Below are 15,334 nucleotides of genomic sequence, written 5' to 3'. Positions count from 1 at the left end.
CTCCGGGGTGCCGCCGAGCACCTCGGCCAGCCCGGCCGCCGCCATCGCGCACGCCGATCCCACCTCGCCCTGACAGCCCACCTCGGCGCCCGAGATCGACGCGTTCTCCTTGAACAACAGGCCGATCGCACCCGCCGTCAACAGGAACCGCACCACGTCGTCGCCCTGCGCGCCCGAATAGTGCAGCACCGCCGGAATGATCCCGGCCGCACCGTTCGTCGGCGCGGTCACCACCCGTCCGCCGGCCGCGTTCTCCTCGTTCACCGCCATCGCGTAAACGGTCAGCCACTCCATCGCCAGCTCGTCACGAGGACCCGACGCCCGCAGCTGCCGGGCGATCCCGGCCGCCCGGCGGCGCACCCTCAGGCTGCCGGGCAGCACACCCTCGGCGTCCAGGCCGGCCGCCACACAGTCGCGCATCACCTGCCAGATGCCCAGCAGCCCGGCGCGGACCTCGGCCTCCGGCCGCGAGGCGGCCTCGTTCGCCAGCATCAGCCGCGCGATCGACAAACCGGTGGTCCGGGTCAGCGACAACAGTTCCGCACCCGACGAGAAGGCGTACGGGACACGCGCGTGCGTATCCCGTACGCCGGAATGGTTCTGGGGGACCACGAAGCCGCCGCCGACCGAGAAATAGGTCTTGGCCAGCAGCTCCGTGCCGTCCGCGCCGAAGGCGGCGAAGGTCATCCCGTTGGGATGCTCCGGCAGCGTCCGCCGCCGATGCAGAACCAGATCCACCTCGACCGCCGGACCGTGCGGCAGCGGCAGCCGCCCCTCGGCGTGGATACGGGCGGCCCGCTCGTCGGCGGCCGTCACGTCGACCGTCTCCGGATCGGCGCCGGTGAGCCCCAGCAGCACCGCCTTCGGCGTGCCGTGCCCGTGACCGGTGGCGCCCAGCGAGCCGAACAGCTCGGCCCGCACCCGCGTCACCCCGTCGACACCGGCCAGACGGGCGGCGAACATGCGCGCCGCCCGCATCGGGCCGACCGTGTGCGAACTGGACGGCCCGATCCCGACGGAGAACAGGTCGAAGACCGAGACCGTCATGACACGAGCGCTGTGTAGCCGGCCGCGTCCAACAGCTCCGGGTCGCCCGTCACGCGGAGCTTGAACAGCCAGCCCGCGCCGTACGGATCAGTGTTGATCAGGCCCGGCTCGTCGCTCAGGGTGACGTTGACCTCGGTGATCTCACCGTCGGCGGGGGCGTAGACCTCGCTCACCGACTTCGTCGACTCGATCTCGCCGCACGGGTCACCCGCCTTGACCAGCGTGCCCGGCTCCGGAAGCTCGACGAACACGACATCGCCGAGCGCGTCGGCGGCGAAGGCCGTCACACCGACCGTCGCCGGCGACCCCTCGGTCAGCCACTCGTGGTCACGGCTGTAGCGCAGGTTCTCGGGGATCATGGTCGGCTCCTCAGCGGGCACGGCGGTAGAAGGGCAGGGCGACGACCTCGGCGTCGACCCGGGTGCCGCGGATGTCGACGGCAAGTTTCGTACCCGGTTCGGCCAGAGCGGCCGTCACCTGGGCCATCGCCACCGGATGGCCGAGCGTGGGGGAGAGGGCGCCACTGGTCACCACACCCACATCCGTGCCCTCGTGCAGCACCCGGTAACCGGCCCGGGGCGCCCGGCGGCCCTCGGTCACCAGCCCGGCGAGCAGCGTCTCCGGACCCGCGGCGGCCACCGACCGCAGCGCCGCGGCGCCCACGAAGTCCGGCTTGTCCAGGGCCACCACCCGGCCCAGACCGGCGTGGAACGGGGTCGAGCGCACCGACAGCTCGTGACCGTACAGGGGCATTCCGGCCTCCAGACGCAACGTGTCCCGGCAGGCCAGCCCGCACGGCCGGGCCCCACGCGCGGCCGCCCACTCCCAGATCGCCGGAGCGTCCCCGGCCGAGCAGTAGATCTCGAAACCGTCCTCGCCCGTGTAGCCGGTACGGGCCAGCAGCACCTCCCGGCCGTCCAGCCGGTCCGGGCGGATGCCGTAATAGGGCAGGTCGGCGCCGGTGCCGAGCACGTCCAGCGACATCGGGCCCTGCACCGCGATCAGGACGCCGGGCTGCTCGTCGACGCGTACGTCGTACCCGTTGGAATGCTCACCCAGCATGGCCCGCACCACCGCGGCGTTGGCCGCGTTCGCCACCACCATGAACTCCCGCTCGGCCAGCCGGTAGACCACCAGGTCGTCGAGAACCCCGCCGTTGGTGTGGCACAGCATCGTGTACTTGGCGCGGCCCACCTTCACCGCCGACATCCGGCCGACCAGCGCCCAGTCGAGGAAGGCGGGATCGCCGGACACCCGGATCCGGCCCATGTGGCTCAGATCGAACAGGCCCGCGCCGTCCCTGACGGTGTGATGCTCGGCCAGATCACTGCCGTAGCGCAGCGGCATCGACCAGCCGGCGAAATCGGTGAAGGCCGCGCCCAGGCGGGAATGGGTGTCGAACAGCGCGGTGCGTCTCACGAAGGAGGCTCCTCGATAGCGGGTGGGCCTCCCTCGCTCTGTCATGGGGCCTGAGAGGTTCACCGCCGAGGCGGTTTGCACCGTGGGCGCGGACCGCTGGCGGCGGACCGACTTTCCAGAGTCGCCTGACCGGTCGCGGTACCTGAGCCTGAGAGATTCTGAGGGAGAAGTTGCTCCTTCGGCGCCCCGCCACCAGGGTGGGGACTCTCCCGCGACGGTTACAGCGGCGAAGTTTTCGATTGTGTTCGCGAACCTATCCGGCCCCCGACGGGACGGTCAACCCGGGGTCAGAGATCGGTGATGGGACTCAAACGGCGTCACGTCTGGGCGCGCTACTGACGCAGAACCGGTTGCCCTCGGTGTCGGCCAGCACCACGAACGGAGGCTCCCGCTCATCCGGCTCCGGATAGTGGGGCCAGTAGATCCGTTTCGCGCCGAGCGCGAGAAGACGCTCCACCTCGGCTTCCAGGTCACCGTCGGCCTGGAGGTCGAAGTGGATCCGCGGCTGCTCCTGAACCGGCGTCTCGCTGAGATCCATCGCGATCGGCGCGCCCACCACGCCCGGCGGCGGCTCGATCACGATCCAGTCGTCACCCTCCCAGCGGGGCGGGCGGCGCACGTACCCGAGAGCCCGCATCCAGAATGCACCGGCCCGGTCACAATCCTCGACCCCCAGGGAGATCTGCGCGATGACTGCCATGCACCCGATCCTAGAAGGCAACGATGGTTGCTTTCTTTGACATGGGCAACGTATGTTGCGTGCATGCTGGACGAACTGAGGCGCCTCACCGACACGATCGCCGAGGCGGAGGCACGCCGCACCCAGATCATCAACCGGCTGCGGCGTGAACACGCCGCCAGCTGGGACGAGATCGGCAAAGCCTGCGGAATGACCCGGCAGGGCGCCACCCGCCGCTGGTCCAGGACCCTGCACGCCGGCTCCTTCGGCAGCGCCGCCGACGCCTACCATCGCGGCCGCCCGCCCTACCCGCGCTCCGCCGTCGAATGGTCCGTCCCCCGCGCGGCCCGCCGCGTCCTCGACCTGGGCGCGGGCACCGGAAAGCTCACCCAGCTGCTGATCGAAACCGGTCTCGACGTGGTCGCCGTCGAACCGTCCGCCGAGATGCGCGACCAGCTCGCCGCCGTCGCCCCCAAGGCCGCGATCTTCGACGGCACCGCCGAACGGATCCCGCTTCCCGACGCCGACGTGGACGCCGTCGTCGCCGCCCAGGCCTGGCACTGGGTCGACCCGGCCCGCGCGATCCCCGAGGTGGCCCGCGTGCTGCGCCCCGGCGGCACGCTCAGCCTCCTCTGGAACATCCGCGACCACACCGAGGAGTGGGTCGCCCTCCTCGACAACATCCTCCACCAGCACACCCGCCAGGAGATCGACACCAACCCCGTCATCGGTACGCCGTTCGCCGGCCTCGAACGCACCGAGATCCGCTGGCGGCACACCCTGAGCCGGCAGGCGCTGCTGGACATGGTCGCCTCCCGCAGCTACGTGATCGTCCTGTCCGAGCCGGAGCGCCGCGACCTGCTGACCGGCGTGGCGGATCTCCTCGACACCCATCCGAGCACCCGCGGCCGTGACGAGATCACCATGCCGTACGTGACCCGCTGCACCCGGGCGCACCTCCAGCGCTGAAACGGGACCGGAAATCGCTGGCCCCGTTTCACGGCGGCGGCCACCATGTCGGCGTGAAGCAGTACCGCAGCCTCGACGACCCGCTCGACGGTGCCGCCGTCGTGGTCGCCGGTCTGTTCTCGGCCAGGGACAAGCGCTACCAGGAACGACTCGATGAACTCGCCACCCTGGCCGAGTCCCGCGGCAGCCGCGTGGTGGCCCGGTTCGTGCAGCGGCGCGGCGCCTCCGACCGCTGGAACGAACGCCCCGGCGGCGCGGCCCGCATGTCCGAACCCTTCTCCCACCGCACCCTGATGACCCACGGCAAGGTCCGTGAGATCGCCGAGGCTTGCCGGACGGCCGACGTGGCCGCCGCGATCTTCGTGAACCCGTTGACACCCACCCAGCGAACCGTCCTGACCCGCATCCTCGGCTGCCCCGTCCTCACCGCCGACGACCTTCGAGACACATCGCCTGACCTTTTGCTCTGACCCTTCCTCTCCACCCCGATCGCTGTCGGCGCCGGTTGCTGAGGTCGGTTCCGCAATCAGCTTTCGCCGCCCTGCAACGGCGATGCCAGTGAGCAGCTTGATAAAAGAGAACCAGTACCTTTCGTGGCCGATCGCCCACTCGTAGATTGGCCACCGTGACACGGACGTTGCGGGGTATCGCGGACTGGTCCGAGCTGGGCCCGCTGGAGGATTGGCCGGATGTGTGCGCCTTCGTGACCGACGGCGAACCCGACTGGGAGGCGGCGGCCTACCTGCGTTCCGGGACAGCTTTCGCCTGGCGGCAGACGCCCTACCGGTGCACACTGTGCGGGCTGCCGAACGGGCAGGCGGTGCTGACCGACGGCCGCCAGTACGTCTGGCTGGAGGGGCTCGCCCACTACGTCGAGGCGCATGGTGTCCACCTTCCGGTGCGCTGGGAAGGCACAGCGGGACCGGTCGATGTCAGCTGGTTCGAGGACGCGCTGATGAACACCGGCGAGGTGACGGTCGACCAAACGTGGTGGCGGTCCCAGGCCCGGGACGTCGCAACGCATCTGCCGGGCTGCTGGCGCAGCCCCGTCCGGCGGGCGTGGAATCTGCCCCGGTTCGCCGACATCTGGGTCGACGGGGTCCCGGCCGGGGACGTCGCGACGATGGCCCGGCTGCGGCGGCTGTTCGGTGCCGACTGGCTGTTCTCCGGACTACGTGACCGGATCGCGGGCCAACCGTTCCTGGCAGTGACCGCTGGTGACCCGGCCGAGTTCAACCGGGTCACGGACCTGCGGGACTACCTGTTCTACGACACGCCGGACGGACTGCTCAGCGTGAAACCGGACGCCTGACCGAGCCGGGTGCGGACCAGCCCACGATCCCGCACAGGACGGCGACCGATGAGCTCACCGGCGCTGAGGCGAGCGCGCGGCGCCGTACAGGCTGACGCGATGGTCGGCCTCGTGATCGACCGGGCCGTCCCGGAAGCGGGTGGGGTCCACCGGGCGGCCGTTGCTGACGTGGACGGTCCAGCTCTCGTAGTACCAGCTCGGATTGCAGGCGCAGGTGGTGACCAGGAGACGGAAGTTGGCCCGGTACCGGCCGACCTCGCCCGGCGCCAGCGTGAACAGGCGCGACGTCGGCATCCGGTGTGGGTAGGCGACCCAGCCGCCGGCCGACCGCGAGACGATCAGCCGCCCGTCCTGGCGGCGCAGCCGCACCCCCGGGTCCCGTTCGCTGTCAGCCAGCACCTCGTCGCGCGGGCGGTAGCCGGTCGCCTCGTCGAACAGCACCTCGTGGGCGACCACCTCGCCGGGCGGCAGCGGATCGGGCAGAAGCACCGGACGGTCCAGGCCGCGGCGGGCGTTCGCCTGTGCCGCGCCACGGGACGCGGGGCCCCAGCGCACCCGTACCCGCTGAACGGTCACCATCCGCCCACCCTGGCAGCCGTCACCCCCGTACCGCCATGGGTTATTTGAGATCATCCCGGGGTGAGTGTGGACAGATTCTGGGAGCTGGTGGACGCGGCCCGGGCCTCGGCGCAGGACCCGTCGGACGCGGATCAGGTGGGTGAGCGGGCGCGGCAGCTGCTCGACGAGCTGCCGCTGGACGAGGTGGCCGGGCTGGCACGGGCCGAGTGGGAGCTGCGGGCGCGCTCCTACCGGGTGGACCTGTGGGGCGCCGCCTACCTGATCAACGGCGGATGCTCGGACGACGGCTTCGAGTACTTCCGCGGCTGGCTGATCGCGCAGGGGCGGGAGGTCTTCGAGCGGGCCGTCGCCGATCCGGACACTCTCGCCGGCGTACCGGCTGTCCGGACGGCTCAGGATCTCGAATCGGAGGAGATGTTCGGCGTCGCCACCAGCGTCTACTGGGAGCGTGCCGGGGAGGCTCCGCCGGACACGGTGGGTTATCCCCAGCTGGGTGACTTCTGGGATTTCGACGATGATGACGAGGTGCGCCGCCGTTTCCCACGCCTGAACGTCATCCTGGGCTGATCGCCTCACGGATGGCCGGAAGCCGTCGGTGACCACGCCGCCGGCCGTCGCGAGCCATCGATAAACGTGGACATGCGAGGGCCGGCGGGGAAGAGTGGGGCGCATGTCCACGAGACGCACGATCCTGGTGGCGGGCGCGGCGACAGCCGCCGGCGTCGCCGTCCCTGGCACGGCCGCAGCGGCCGCCCCCGACCGCGAGCTGCAACGGATCCTCCGCGAGATCGACCACCGGCGGATCGAGGCGATCGTCCGCAAACTGGTCTCCTTCGGCACCCGGCACACCCTTTCCGTGCAGGACGACCCGAACCGCGGCATCGGCGCGGCCCGCGACTGGATCTTCGCCGAGTTGCAGGGGTATGCCGCCGTCAGCGGCGGGCGGATGACCGTCGAGCAGCAGTCGTTCATCCAGCCGGTCTCACCCCGGGTCCCGGCGCCGACCCGGATCACCAACGTCATCGCCACCCTGCGCGGCAGCGTCACCCCGGAACGCGTCTACGTCGTCACCGGCCACTACGACTCGCGGGTCACCGACGTCATGGACGCGGTCAAGGACGCCCCGGGCGCCGACGACGACGCCTCCGGCGTGGCGGTGATCATGGAACTGGCCCGGGTGCTGGCCACCCGGCAACCGGAGGCGACTCTCGTCTTCGCGGCGGTCGCCGGCGAGGAACAGGGACTCTACGGCTCCGACCACATGGCCCAGCAGTTCAAAGACGCCGGCGCCGACATCCAGGGCATGTTCAGCAACGACATCGTCGGCACCGGTGACGCCCACGACGGCACCCGCAACGACCCGCGTACCGTCCGGCTCTTCGTCGAAGGCGTACCCACCGCGGAGACCGCCGCCGAGGCCAACGTCCGCCGCAGCGTCGGCGGCGAGAACGACGGTCCGTCCCGCCAGCTCGGCCGCTTCGTCAAGGACGTCGAACCCGACGGCACGAACGTCCGCGTCATCTGGCGCCGCGACCGCTACCTGCGCGGCAGCGACCACATCTCGTTCCTGCTGCGCGGCTATCCCGCCGCCCGCTTCACCGAGCCACGAGAAAACTTCAACCACGAACACCAGGATGTACGGGTGGAGAACGGCATCCAGTACGGCGACCTGCCCGAGTTCTGCGATTTCGCCTACATCGCCCGCGTGACCCGGGTCAACGCCGCCGCCCTCTGGTCGCTCGCCCAGGCGCCCGGCACCCCGAAGGGCGTCGTCATCGACACCACCCGGCTCACCAACGACACCACCCTGCGCTGGCAGCTCGGCACCGAACCGGACCTGGCCGGCTACGAACTGGTGTGGCGCGAGACGACCGCCCCCGACTGGCAGCACACCCTCCCGGTCGGCAAGGTCGACACGGTCACCGTCGACCTCTCCAAGGACAACGTCTTCTTCGGCGTACGAGCGGTCGACACGACCGGCCACCGCAGCCCGGTCGCCGCCCCGAAACCGTCGTCCTGACCCCCGTCGCGGGCGTTTCCTTGATACCGTCCCCGGTGCGGGCCGAGAGGCGCTGCGACGGATGGACATCCGCCACGCTCGGCTCGCGCCTGGTCGTAAGGGCGCCTCCCACCGGGAGGTCGCCCGCGCCACGGGTCCCCGGTGGACGACACGCACCGTGAGGGACGGACGTCATGGCACTGGACCTGACCGACTTCATCGCCGACCTGCCCAAGGTGGAACTGCACGTCCACCACGTCGGCTCCGCATCGCCGCAGACCGTGGCCCGCCTGGCCGAACGGCACGCCGGCAAGACATCGGTGCCGGCCGACCCGGCACTGCTCGCCGAGTACTTCACGTTCACCGACTTCCCGCACTTCATCGAGGTGTACCTGTCGGTGGTGGACCTGATCCGCGACGCCGAGGACGTCGCGACGCTCACCTACGACATCGGCGCCGGCCTCGCCGCCCAGGCGGTCCGGTACGCCGAGGTCACCCTCAGTCCCTACTCGTCCATCGAACGCGGCATCCCGGCCGAGGCGTACTGCGAAGCGGTGGAGGACGCCCGCCGCCGGGCCGCCCGCGACCACGGCATCGAGCTGCGCTGGTGCTTCGACATCCCCGGGCCGCCCTGGGAACGGGCCGCCGACACGACACTCGAGATCGCGCTCAAACACCGCCCGGAGGGCCTGATCAGCTTCGGGCTGGGCGGCCCGGAGGCCGGGGTGTCACGCGCCCGGTTCGCCGGGCACTTCGCCGCCGCCCGGGCGGCCGGGCTGCACAGCGTGCCGCACGCCGGCGAATCGACCGGCCCGCAGAGCATCTGGGAGGCGGTCCGGGACCTCGGCGCCGAACGCATCGGCCACGGCATCGCCGCCGCCCAGGACCCGGAGCTGATGGCCTACCTGGCCGAACACGACATCGCGCTGGAGGTGTGCCCGACCTCCAACGTGTGCACCCGGTCGGTGCCGTCGCTCGCCGAGCATCCGCTGCCCGCACTGGTGGCCGCCGGCGTGCCGGTCACCATCAACTCCGACGACCCGCCGATGTTCTCCACCACCCTCGACCGCGAGTACCAGGTGGCCGCCGACCTGCTCGGCCTCGACGAACACGGCGTCGCCGAACTGTCCCGGCAGGCGGTGCGCCACTCCTTCCTCGACGCCCCCGGCAAGGCCGCCCTCCTGGCCGAGATCGACACCTACGCCACCCACCGGCAACCGTAACGGCGACAGGTCTCCAGAACCGGCGGTCAAGGACCTGGCTCTGCGCCGTGGTGGCCGCACACGGAGGACGCCACGTGCGCGGCCACCGCGCCAACAGGCCGGGTGGGCGGCCACGACACCGTGACCGCGTGCGCTGACCGACCCGCGCGGAGCCGTGACCACCCGCCGGGGGTGACCGAAAGCGGGGCCGTGACCGGCCGGGGCGGTGGCGGCTGGCCGGGCCCGCCCCGGCCAGCGATCCGCGCCCGGCGGGCGCGGCACAGGCCGGGGCGGGCTCGCTGTCATTGCGCGGCGCGGAGTTCGGCCTCGCTGCGCAGGATGCAGAACTCGTTGCCCTCCGGATCGGCCAGGACCACCCAGCCGCCGCCGTCGGGTTTGCGCCGGTCGGCGACCTGGGTGGCGCCGAGTTCGAGGAGGCGGGCCAGTTCGGTCTCGCGGTTGTCCTCGGTGGGGCGCAGGTCGAAGTGGATCCGGTTCTTGATCTGCTTGGCGTCGGGGACCTCGATGAACAGCAGCCTGTGCCGGCCGTCCCGGGAGAAGATCATGCACTCCTCGTGGCCGGGCAGGTTCGGGTCCTCGGGGTCCTCGACGTAGTCGAGAACGTTCTGCCACCAACGGGACTGCGCGTACGCGTCGAGAGAGTCCACCGTGGTGTGCGAGATGAAGGCGGTCATCACTGGATCTTCGCAGATCCTAGGATCGGCTGCGTGATCGTGGATGCCGTGGTAGCGGGACTGGCCGAGAATCCGGCGGCGACCGAGGAGGTTCTCCTGCGGTTGCTGCGGGAGTGGCCGGAGGCGGCGGCCGACGGTCTCCAGCGGCGGGCGACGCTGCCGGTGCAGGAAGCGATGGCCGGGCATCCACTGAGATCGATTCGATCGATGCTCGGCGTGCATCCGGCGGTGGACCCGTCCATCCGGGCGCGGCTGCTCGACGACGAGGACTGGCGGGTCCGCTGGTCGGCGTTCGGGCGTCGGGGGCAGCGGCCGTTCCCGGACGACGTTCTGACCCGGCTGATGGGCGAACTCCATGATCGTGCGCCGGGCATGCGCGCCTCGCCGGGGGAACTGTTCGAGGAACTCACCTTCTGGGACCGGAAGATCGGCCTTCTCGCCGCCCGGCACCCCGATCCGCGGGTGCGCCGCCTCTCCGCCCGGGGCACCTGGTGGCGTGACGACATGCGGTTCCTGCTGAGCGACCCGGATCCGGAGGTCGCGGCCGAGGCGGCCGCATCCCTCGCCGAGCATGAGCGGATCATGCTGCCCGCGGACCTGCCCGAACAGCACTGTCACGCGTTCTGGTACACCCTGCAACGGCCGCTGTCCCGGCAGTTGGCCGAGCAGGTGCTCGCCTCCGGCGACCACGCCGCGATCGGCATGACAGCCAGGAACCTGAGTGTCCCGGCCGACCTCGTGGACGTTCTCCTGCGGTATCCGGACGCTGAGATCCGGGCCGCTGCCGCGTGCAGGGAAGAGTTGACCGCCGAGCAGTTCGCGCAGTTGGCCGCGGACCCGGACGCCTCGGTCCGGGCGGCGGCCGGAGGCCGGGCCGACCTGCCCGCCGACCATGTCGTGCGGCTGCTGGACGACCCCGACGACCGCGTTCGCGAGGCCGTCGCCGCGCACGCCAACCTGAACCCCGCCGAACGCGCCATGCTCGACGGGCCGATCACCGATGTCGCCCTGGCCGCGCGATCGGCCCACCCGAGGCTGCGCCGCCGGGCGGCGCAACACCACGATCTGTCACTCGATCTGGTCGCCGCTCTCGCCCATGACCCAGACTCGGGGGTACGTCTGGAGCTGGCGCTGCACCACCCGCAAGCCCCGGCCGAGCTGCTGCTGCGCAGCTATCTGGAGGATCCCGGCCAGAGCGTCCTGCCGTCCCGGCCCGGTTTCCCGGCCGCCGGGCTGGCCCGGTTCGCCGGCCACGCCGATCCTAGGATCCGGCGGCTCGTCGCCCTGGATCCGCAAGCCGACCCCGCGGTCCTGATCGCCCTGACCGAGGACCCGGACAGCGGGGTGCGCGAGGCGATGGCCCGCTGCCCACACCTGCCCGCCGACCGGATCATCGCACTGCTCGGCCACCCGGCGCTGGCCCGGCACGCCGCCGCCAACCCCGCGATCGACATCGAAAGCGTTCTGACCCAGTTGGCGCTGAGGTCGTAGTCGCCTGGCCCGTCCACGTCCCTGAAGAGATCTCCGGTGGACCGAGGACCACGACCCGGCCGGTGCACGCACCCTCTACGAACGGCTCGGCTTCCGGGTCACGGCCCGGGCCTGCCGCTACCGCACGCCGCCGCGCTGTCGGGCCGCCTCGATCTGCGGGGCGTGCTCGAACGCCCACTCGCCGATCGCCACGATCAGCGGCAGCAGCGAACGACCGAGATCGGTCAGGGCATATTCCATCCGGTCACCGGCCGGCCGCCGGCTGATCAGCCCGTCACCCTCCAGAGCCCGCAGCGTACGGGTGAGGATGCGCCTGCTCAGCCCCTCGACCGTACGATCGAGCTGGTTGAAACTGCGCGGCCCGTGCTGGAGCACCGCCAGCAGCAGCACACTCCACTTCTCACCGACCCGCCGCAGGATGTCGGTCGCCACACAGAGTTCTCGATCGGCCGAGGTCACGGGCAGAGGCAGGACCGGTGACATGAATGTGCCCTCTTTCCGGCGGAGTCGGGGCCGCCGACGATGCCAGTATGCGCACAGCGGTCATCGCGGGCGGGACCCGCGGCATCGGAAAGGCTCTCGCCGACCGGCTCGCCACCGGCTGGAACGTGATCAGTATCGGTAGCGCCGACGCCGACCTCACCTCGGTGAAGGAGACCCGGGCGCTGATCGCCCGCCTACCGGAGAGGATCGACGCCCTGGTGCTGTCGGCCGGACGGTTCTCCCCGCGCCGGATCGTCACCGCCGACGGCTTCGAGCAGTCGTTCGCGATAAACGTGCTGGCCCGCTACCTGCTCGCCGACGGGCTCCGGCCGGCCCTGGAACGGGCGGGGCAACCGGTGATCCTCAACCTGTGCGGCGTCGGCGGCATCCCCGGCGGCCATATCCACTGGGACGACCCGCACCTCACCGGCGGCTACCGGATGTTCCGGGCGATCCGCCAGGGCGCACGGGCCAACGACCTGCTCGGCGCCGGCTTCGCCGACCACTACCCGGACACCCCGATCCGGTACGTCCTCTACAACCCGCTGTTCGTCGACAGCGGCATGCACCGGCACCTGAACCAGCCGGCGCGCGCCCTGCTCGGGGTGACGGCGGCACTGTTCGCGCAGAAGGCGACGGCGGCCGCCGTACCCCTGGAAGAGATCCTGAACCACCCACCCACGGCGACCCTGACCGCGTTGCGCAAGAACGTCCCGATCCCGCTGCCGGGAGCCGCCGGCGCGGCCCGCCTCTACGCCCTGCTCGCGAAAATGATCTAGGGGAGGACGACGCAGCGGCGGCAGCGCGCCTCGTAGGTGTAGGTGCCGTCGTCCGGCAGCGCCGTCGACGGGGCCAGCTCGCGGATCATCGGCTTGCCGTGCTCCAGCACCTGCGTGTGCGTGGCGTCCAGCGACCGGCACACGTCACACACCGCCCGCCGGTAGATCACCTCGGCCGGCGCCAGCTCGAACAGCGCCCGCACCGGTGCGAACAGTTGACCGCGGTGATCCAGGTCGATCCCGGCCACGACCACCTTGATCCCGTTGCGGACAGCGGCCCCCAACACATTGATGTCGTCAACAGTGAACATGTGGATCTCGTCAACACCGATCACCTCAACACCACCGTCAGCGGCACCGGCCAACGTGTGCACCTTGACCGTCTGCAGGCTGCCACCGGAACGTGACGTCACCGTCGTGTCCCGGCCATGGCGAACGGACTGGTAGACGCGGTGCGGGATGCCGGCGTACTGCAACGGGGACAGCAGGCTGATCATCTCCAGCGACTTGCCGCCCTTCATCGGGCCGAGGATCACGGTCAGGTCCATGCTCTAGACCGTCCCATGATCCTCGCCGTCGAAGGACTAGGGCCTGTCTGGTGATCCACCGGACAGGCCCTGGTACCGGCCCCGGACTGGCGCCGTCAGGCCTGGGCCAGGATCCGGGCCAGCTCGGCCGGGCGGGTCAGCATCGGCCAGTGCCCCGAGTCGATGTCCACCAGCTCCACGTGCTTCGCGCGGGCCACCTCGGGCGCGTCGCCGCTGTCGATCCAGCCGCGTGCCTGCTCCGGGGGGAACTCGGGACAGACCACCACGATCGGGACGTCGAACCGGCGGTCGTCACGCAGCCGCACCGTCCCGCCGGTCACGCCTTCGGGCACCGGGATCGCCGCTGCGGCGAAGGCGGCCCGCGTGTCCGCGTCGATGTCGGCCGAGTCCGGCCCCTCGAACGCCTCCCAGCCCGGGAACCGCACCGCACCGTCGGTCGGCGGGATGAACGGGAAGTACTGCTGACCGTCCGCCCACGGGAAACCGCCGATCAGCACCACCTTCGCCACCTTCTCCGGCCGGGCGTCGGCCGCCATCCACGCCAGCGAGCACGCCCCCGAGTGGCCCACCACCACGACCGGCCCCGGCTCCGCGTCGACGGCCGCCAGCACCGCCGCCACCTGGTCGTCCAGCGTCGCCGCCGTGTTCCCGTCGCCCTGCCCGGGCAGCGTCACCGCCACCGCGTCCTTCAGATTCGCGACGACGCCGTCCCACGCCGACGCGTCCAGCCACAATCCACCGAGGAGAAGAATCCGATTCGTTGTCACCTGTTCAACCTATGACGGATTCCGGACGATCAACGTCCTGATGTTCAGCCGAAGTCGTAGACCGTCGTCGGGATGTCGCGTTCACACAGCGACGCGACGACCATCGGCTCGATCCGTTCCCACTTCCCACCGGACAGGCCGCACCCTATCCGCGGCATATGCACCGACGCGCCCAACTCCAGCGCATGCGCGGCGACGGTCTCCAGGCACTTCCCGATCGCCTCATAGCGCACCGGCGGCCCACCGCTGCCCTCCTTCAGACCGTGCTGGCCGACCATGTTCGCCACCCACAGATCCGGCTGGACCTGCACCAACTGCGTCGCCCCGAGCCCGAAATCGTTGCCGGCCCGCTCCCGGTGCCAGCGCCGGAACGCGCGTTCCGGCTCCGGCCACCGCTTCGACAGCGCCGGCACGAACCCCTTGCCCCACCCGCCGCGATCATTGCTCACATGAGCGATGATCTTCGGACCCTTCGCCTGCGGGCTGGTGGCGTCACCCTTGACGATCCGAAATTCCAACATCAACAGATCTTCGCGTACGGCCGGCGAGCACCGCGATCGAAATAGCCTTGACCAGCAATCCCTGCCGGCCGCTCAGCCCGCCGACCACCCGTCGGTCCGCAGTCCCGCCGCCGGATCGGCCACCACCACCGGCACCCCACAGCACCCACGGCAACCCGAACGCGATCGACCCGTACGTCAGCTGTCACAAACGGTCCACCCGTCTCGTCCAGTCGACATGTCCACCGTCTACATCGTTCTCACCGCCGTCGCCGCCCTGTTCAACGGCAGCGCCGCCACGTTCTACCTGATCGGCCACGAGTACCCGAAGGCACAGGCCGACATGAAACGGATCCCACGCACGTACGTACCGGTGCTGGGTTCCCTGCTCGCGGCGGGAACGGCCGGGCTTCTCACCGGCTTCGCCGTACCGGGGATCGGTCTTCTCGCGGCTGTCGGCCTGGTCCTCTATTTCAGCGGGGCACTGATCGCCCACCTCCGCGTCGGCTCCCGCAACCTGATCGGCTGGGCCGTCTTCTTCGCCACCAACGTCGCGACCCTGGTTGTTACCGTGCTCCATCTATGACGATCACCGACCTCTATCTGGTCCGGCACGGTCTCGCCAACGGCGACGGCGAGCTGTCCCCGCTCGGCCGCGAACAGGCCGACCGTGCCGGACGGCGCCTCAGCACCGTCACCTTCGACGCGATCCACCACAGCGCACTGCCCCGGGCCGCAGCGACCGCCCAGATCATCGCCGGGCATGTTCCCGCACCCCGGCACGCCTGCGACCACATGCTGGACCGGAGGGACTGTACGAATAACGGTGTAACTCCTGATCAAGGAGACACTGATGACCGTGACG

General features: G+C 70.7%; 20 protein-coding genes and 2 riboswitches. Of the genes, 10 read left to right on the top strand and 10 right to left on the bottom strand.

The window, feature by feature from the left end; all coding sequences use genetic code 11:
• The 4 genes from IEZ13_RS45730 to IEZ13_RS45715 all read right to left on the bottom strand — a co-directional run.
• On the bottom strand, positions 1 to 1,047 hold a 1,047-nt coding region (locus tag IEZ13_RS45730), incomplete at its 3' end, for an L-serine ammonia-lyase (protein WP_189285796.1).
• Complete coding sequence (gene gcvH, locus IEZ13_RS45725; protein ID WP_183227943.1) at positions 1,044 to 1,406, bottom strand: glycine cleavage system protein GcvH; 363 nt, start codon at positions 1,404 to 1,406, stop codon at positions 1,044 to 1,046. The genes gcvH and IEZ13_RS45730, both read right to left, overlap by 4 nt.
• 10 nt (positions 1,407 to 1,416) lie before the next feature.
• Positions 1,417 to 2,466: a glycine cleavage system aminomethyltransferase GcvT gene (gcvT, locus tag IEZ13_RS45720; protein WP_229795805.1), complete on the bottom strand. Its 1,050-nt coding sequence runs from the start codon at positions 2,464 to 2,466 to the stop codon at positions 1,417 to 1,419.
• A 126-nt stretch (positions 2,467 to 2,592) separates the two neighbouring features.
• Positions 2,593 to 2,688: riboswitch (glycine riboswitch) on the bottom strand.
• Between the two features lie 85 nt (positions 2,689 to 2,773).
• The gene (locus tag IEZ13_RS45715; RefSeq protein ID WP_183227941.1) at positions 2,774 to 3,166 is read right to left on the bottom strand and encodes a VOC family protein; all 393 of its coding nucleotides are present in this window, start codon (positions 3,164 to 3,166) and stop codon (positions 2,774 to 2,776) included.
• A gap of 63 nt (positions 3,167 to 3,229) precedes the next feature.
• On the opposite strand from IEZ13_RS45715, the gene IEZ13_RS45710 reads away from it, so the two are divergent.
• From IEZ13_RS45710 to IEZ13_RS45700, 3 genes are all read left to right on the top strand, one after another.
• On the top strand, positions 3,230 to 4,114 hold the full coding sequence (locus tag IEZ13_RS45710) for a class I SAM-dependent methyltransferase (RefSeq protein ID WP_229795803.1): 885 nt from the start codon (positions 3,230 to 3,232) through the stop codon (positions 4,112 to 4,114).
• A 53-nt stretch (positions 4,115 to 4,167) separates the two neighbouring features.
• On the top strand, positions 4,168 to 4,584 hold the full coding sequence (locus IEZ13_RS45705) for an HflX-like GTP-binding protein (RefSeq protein ID WP_183227940.1): 417 nt from the start codon (positions 4,168 to 4,170) through the stop codon (positions 4,582 to 4,584).
• 155 nt (positions 4,585 to 4,739) lie between these two features.
• Positions 4,740 to 5,426 (top strand): hypothetical protein, encoded by a 687-nt coding sequence (locus tag IEZ13_RS45700; RefSeq protein ID WP_183227939.1) that lies wholly within the window; start codon positions 4,740 to 4,742, stop codon positions 5,424 to 5,426.
• A 54-nt stretch (positions 5,427 to 5,480) separates the two neighbouring features.
• Here the strand turns inward: IEZ13_RS45700 and IEZ13_RS45695 are convergent, their stop codons facing one another.
• Complete coding sequence (locus tag IEZ13_RS45695) at positions 5,481 to 6,005, bottom strand: hypothetical protein (protein WP_229795802.1); 525 nt, start codon at positions 6,003 to 6,005, stop codon at positions 5,481 to 5,483.
• Between the two features lie 60 nt (positions 6,006 to 6,065).
• On the opposite strand from IEZ13_RS45695, the gene IEZ13_RS45690 reads away from it, so the two are divergent.
• The 3 genes from IEZ13_RS45690 (at position 6,066) to IEZ13_RS45680 (ending at position 9,227) form a co-directional block, all read left to right on the top strand.
• A complete protein-coding gene (locus tag IEZ13_RS45690) occupies positions 6,066 to 6,572 on the top strand; it encodes a DUF4240 domain-containing protein (RefSeq protein WP_183227938.1) in 507 nt (168 codons plus the stop codon).
• Between the two features lie 103 nt (positions 6,573 to 6,675).
• Positions 6,676 to 8,025, top strand: coding sequence for a M20/M25/M40 family metallo-hydrolase (locus IEZ13_RS45685; RefSeq protein WP_183227937.1), 1,350 nt, complete (start codon positions 6,676 to 6,678; stop codon positions 8,023 to 8,025).
• A gap of 38 nt (positions 8,026 to 8,063) precedes the next feature.
• Positions 8,064 to 8,139: riboswitch (S-adenosyl-L-homocysteine riboswitch) on the top strand.
• Positions 8,140 to 8,198: 59 nt separating this feature from the next.
• Entirely contained in the window at positions 8,199 to 9,227 is a 1,029-nt protein-coding gene (locus IEZ13_RS45680) for an adenosine deaminase (RefSeq protein ID WP_183227936.1), read from the top strand.
• 281 nt (positions 9,228 to 9,508) lie between these two features.
• Here the strand turns inward: IEZ13_RS45680 and IEZ13_RS45675 are convergent, their stop codons facing one another.
• Positions 9,509 to 9,901: a VOC family protein gene (locus tag IEZ13_RS45675; RefSeq protein ID WP_183227935.1), complete on the bottom strand. Its 393-nt coding sequence runs from the start codon at positions 9,899 to 9,901 to the stop codon at positions 9,509 to 9,511.
• A 33-nt stretch (positions 9,902 to 9,934) separates the two neighbouring features.
• Here IEZ13_RS45675 and IEZ13_RS45670 point away from each other — a divergent pair, with 33 nt between their 5' ends.
• Complete coding sequence (locus IEZ13_RS45670) at positions 9,935 to 11,392, top strand: hypothetical protein (protein ID WP_183227934.1); 1,458 nt, start codon at positions 9,935 to 9,937, stop codon at positions 11,390 to 11,392.
• Between the two features lie 117 nt (positions 11,393 to 11,509).
• On the opposite strand, the gene IEZ13_RS45665 is transcribed toward IEZ13_RS45670, so the two are convergent.
• The gene (locus tag IEZ13_RS45665) at positions 11,510 to 11,824 is read right to left on the bottom strand and encodes a winged helix-turn-helix transcriptional regulator (protein ID WP_203834210.1); all 315 of its coding nucleotides are present in this window, start codon (positions 11,822 to 11,824) and stop codon (positions 11,510 to 11,512) included.
• Between the two features lie 98 nt (positions 11,825 to 11,922).
• Here IEZ13_RS45665 and IEZ13_RS45660 point away from each other — a divergent pair, with 98 nt between their 5' ends.
• Positions 11,923 to 12,654 carry a Rossmann-fold NAD(P)-binding domain-containing protein gene (locus IEZ13_RS45660; RefSeq protein ID WP_183227932.1) on the top strand — a complete coding sequence of 244 codons (732 nt, stop codon included), beginning with the start codon at positions 11,923 to 11,925 and terminating at the stop codon, positions 12,652 to 12,654.
• On the opposite strand, the gene IEZ13_RS45655 is transcribed toward IEZ13_RS45660, so the two are convergent.
• The 3 genes from IEZ13_RS45655 to IEZ13_RS45645 all read right to left on the bottom strand — a co-directional run bounded on the left by IEZ13_RS45655 (position 12,651) and on the right by IEZ13_RS45645 (position 14,490).
• A complete protein-coding gene (locus tag IEZ13_RS45655; RefSeq protein ID WP_183227931.1) occupies positions 12,651 to 13,202 on the bottom strand; it encodes a thymidine kinase in 552 nt (183 codons plus the stop codon). The two genes, IEZ13_RS45660 and IEZ13_RS45655, sit on opposite strands and share 4 nt — an antisense overlap.
• Before the next feature lie 95 nt (positions 13,203 to 13,297).
• Complete coding sequence (locus IEZ13_RS45650) at positions 13,298 to 13,969, bottom strand: alpha/beta fold hydrolase (protein ID WP_183227930.1); 672 nt, start codon at positions 13,967 to 13,969, stop codon at positions 13,298 to 13,300.
• Positions 13,970 to 14,013: 44 nt separating this feature from the next.
• Positions 14,014 to 14,490, bottom strand: a complete 477-nt coding sequence (locus IEZ13_RS45645; protein ID WP_183227929.1) for a macro domain-containing protein — start codon at positions 14,488 to 14,490, stop codon at positions 14,014 to 14,016.
• Positions 14,491 to 14,707: 217 nt separating this feature from the next.
• On the opposite strand from IEZ13_RS45645, the gene IEZ13_RS45640 reads away from it, so the two are divergent.
• Complete coding sequence (locus tag IEZ13_RS45640; protein WP_183227928.1) at positions 14,708 to 15,055, top strand: DoxX family protein; 348 nt, start codon at positions 14,708 to 14,710, stop codon at positions 15,053 to 15,055.
• Positions 15,052 to 15,334 (top strand): histidine phosphatase family protein (locus tag IEZ13_RS45635; RefSeq protein WP_189285795.1); only part of this gene is annotated, 283 nt, incomplete at its 3' end. The genes IEZ13_RS45640 and IEZ13_RS45635, both read left to right, overlap by 4 nt.

The organism is Actinoplanes campanulatus (assembly GCF_014647795.1).
Classification (GTDB): Bacteria; Actinomycetota; Actinomycetes; order Mycobacteriales; family Micromonosporaceae; genus Actinoplanes; species Actinoplanes campanulatus.
The sequence above is the reverse complement of the archived record's forward strand: the minus strand, read 5'-3'. Positions and strand labels throughout refer to the sequence as shown.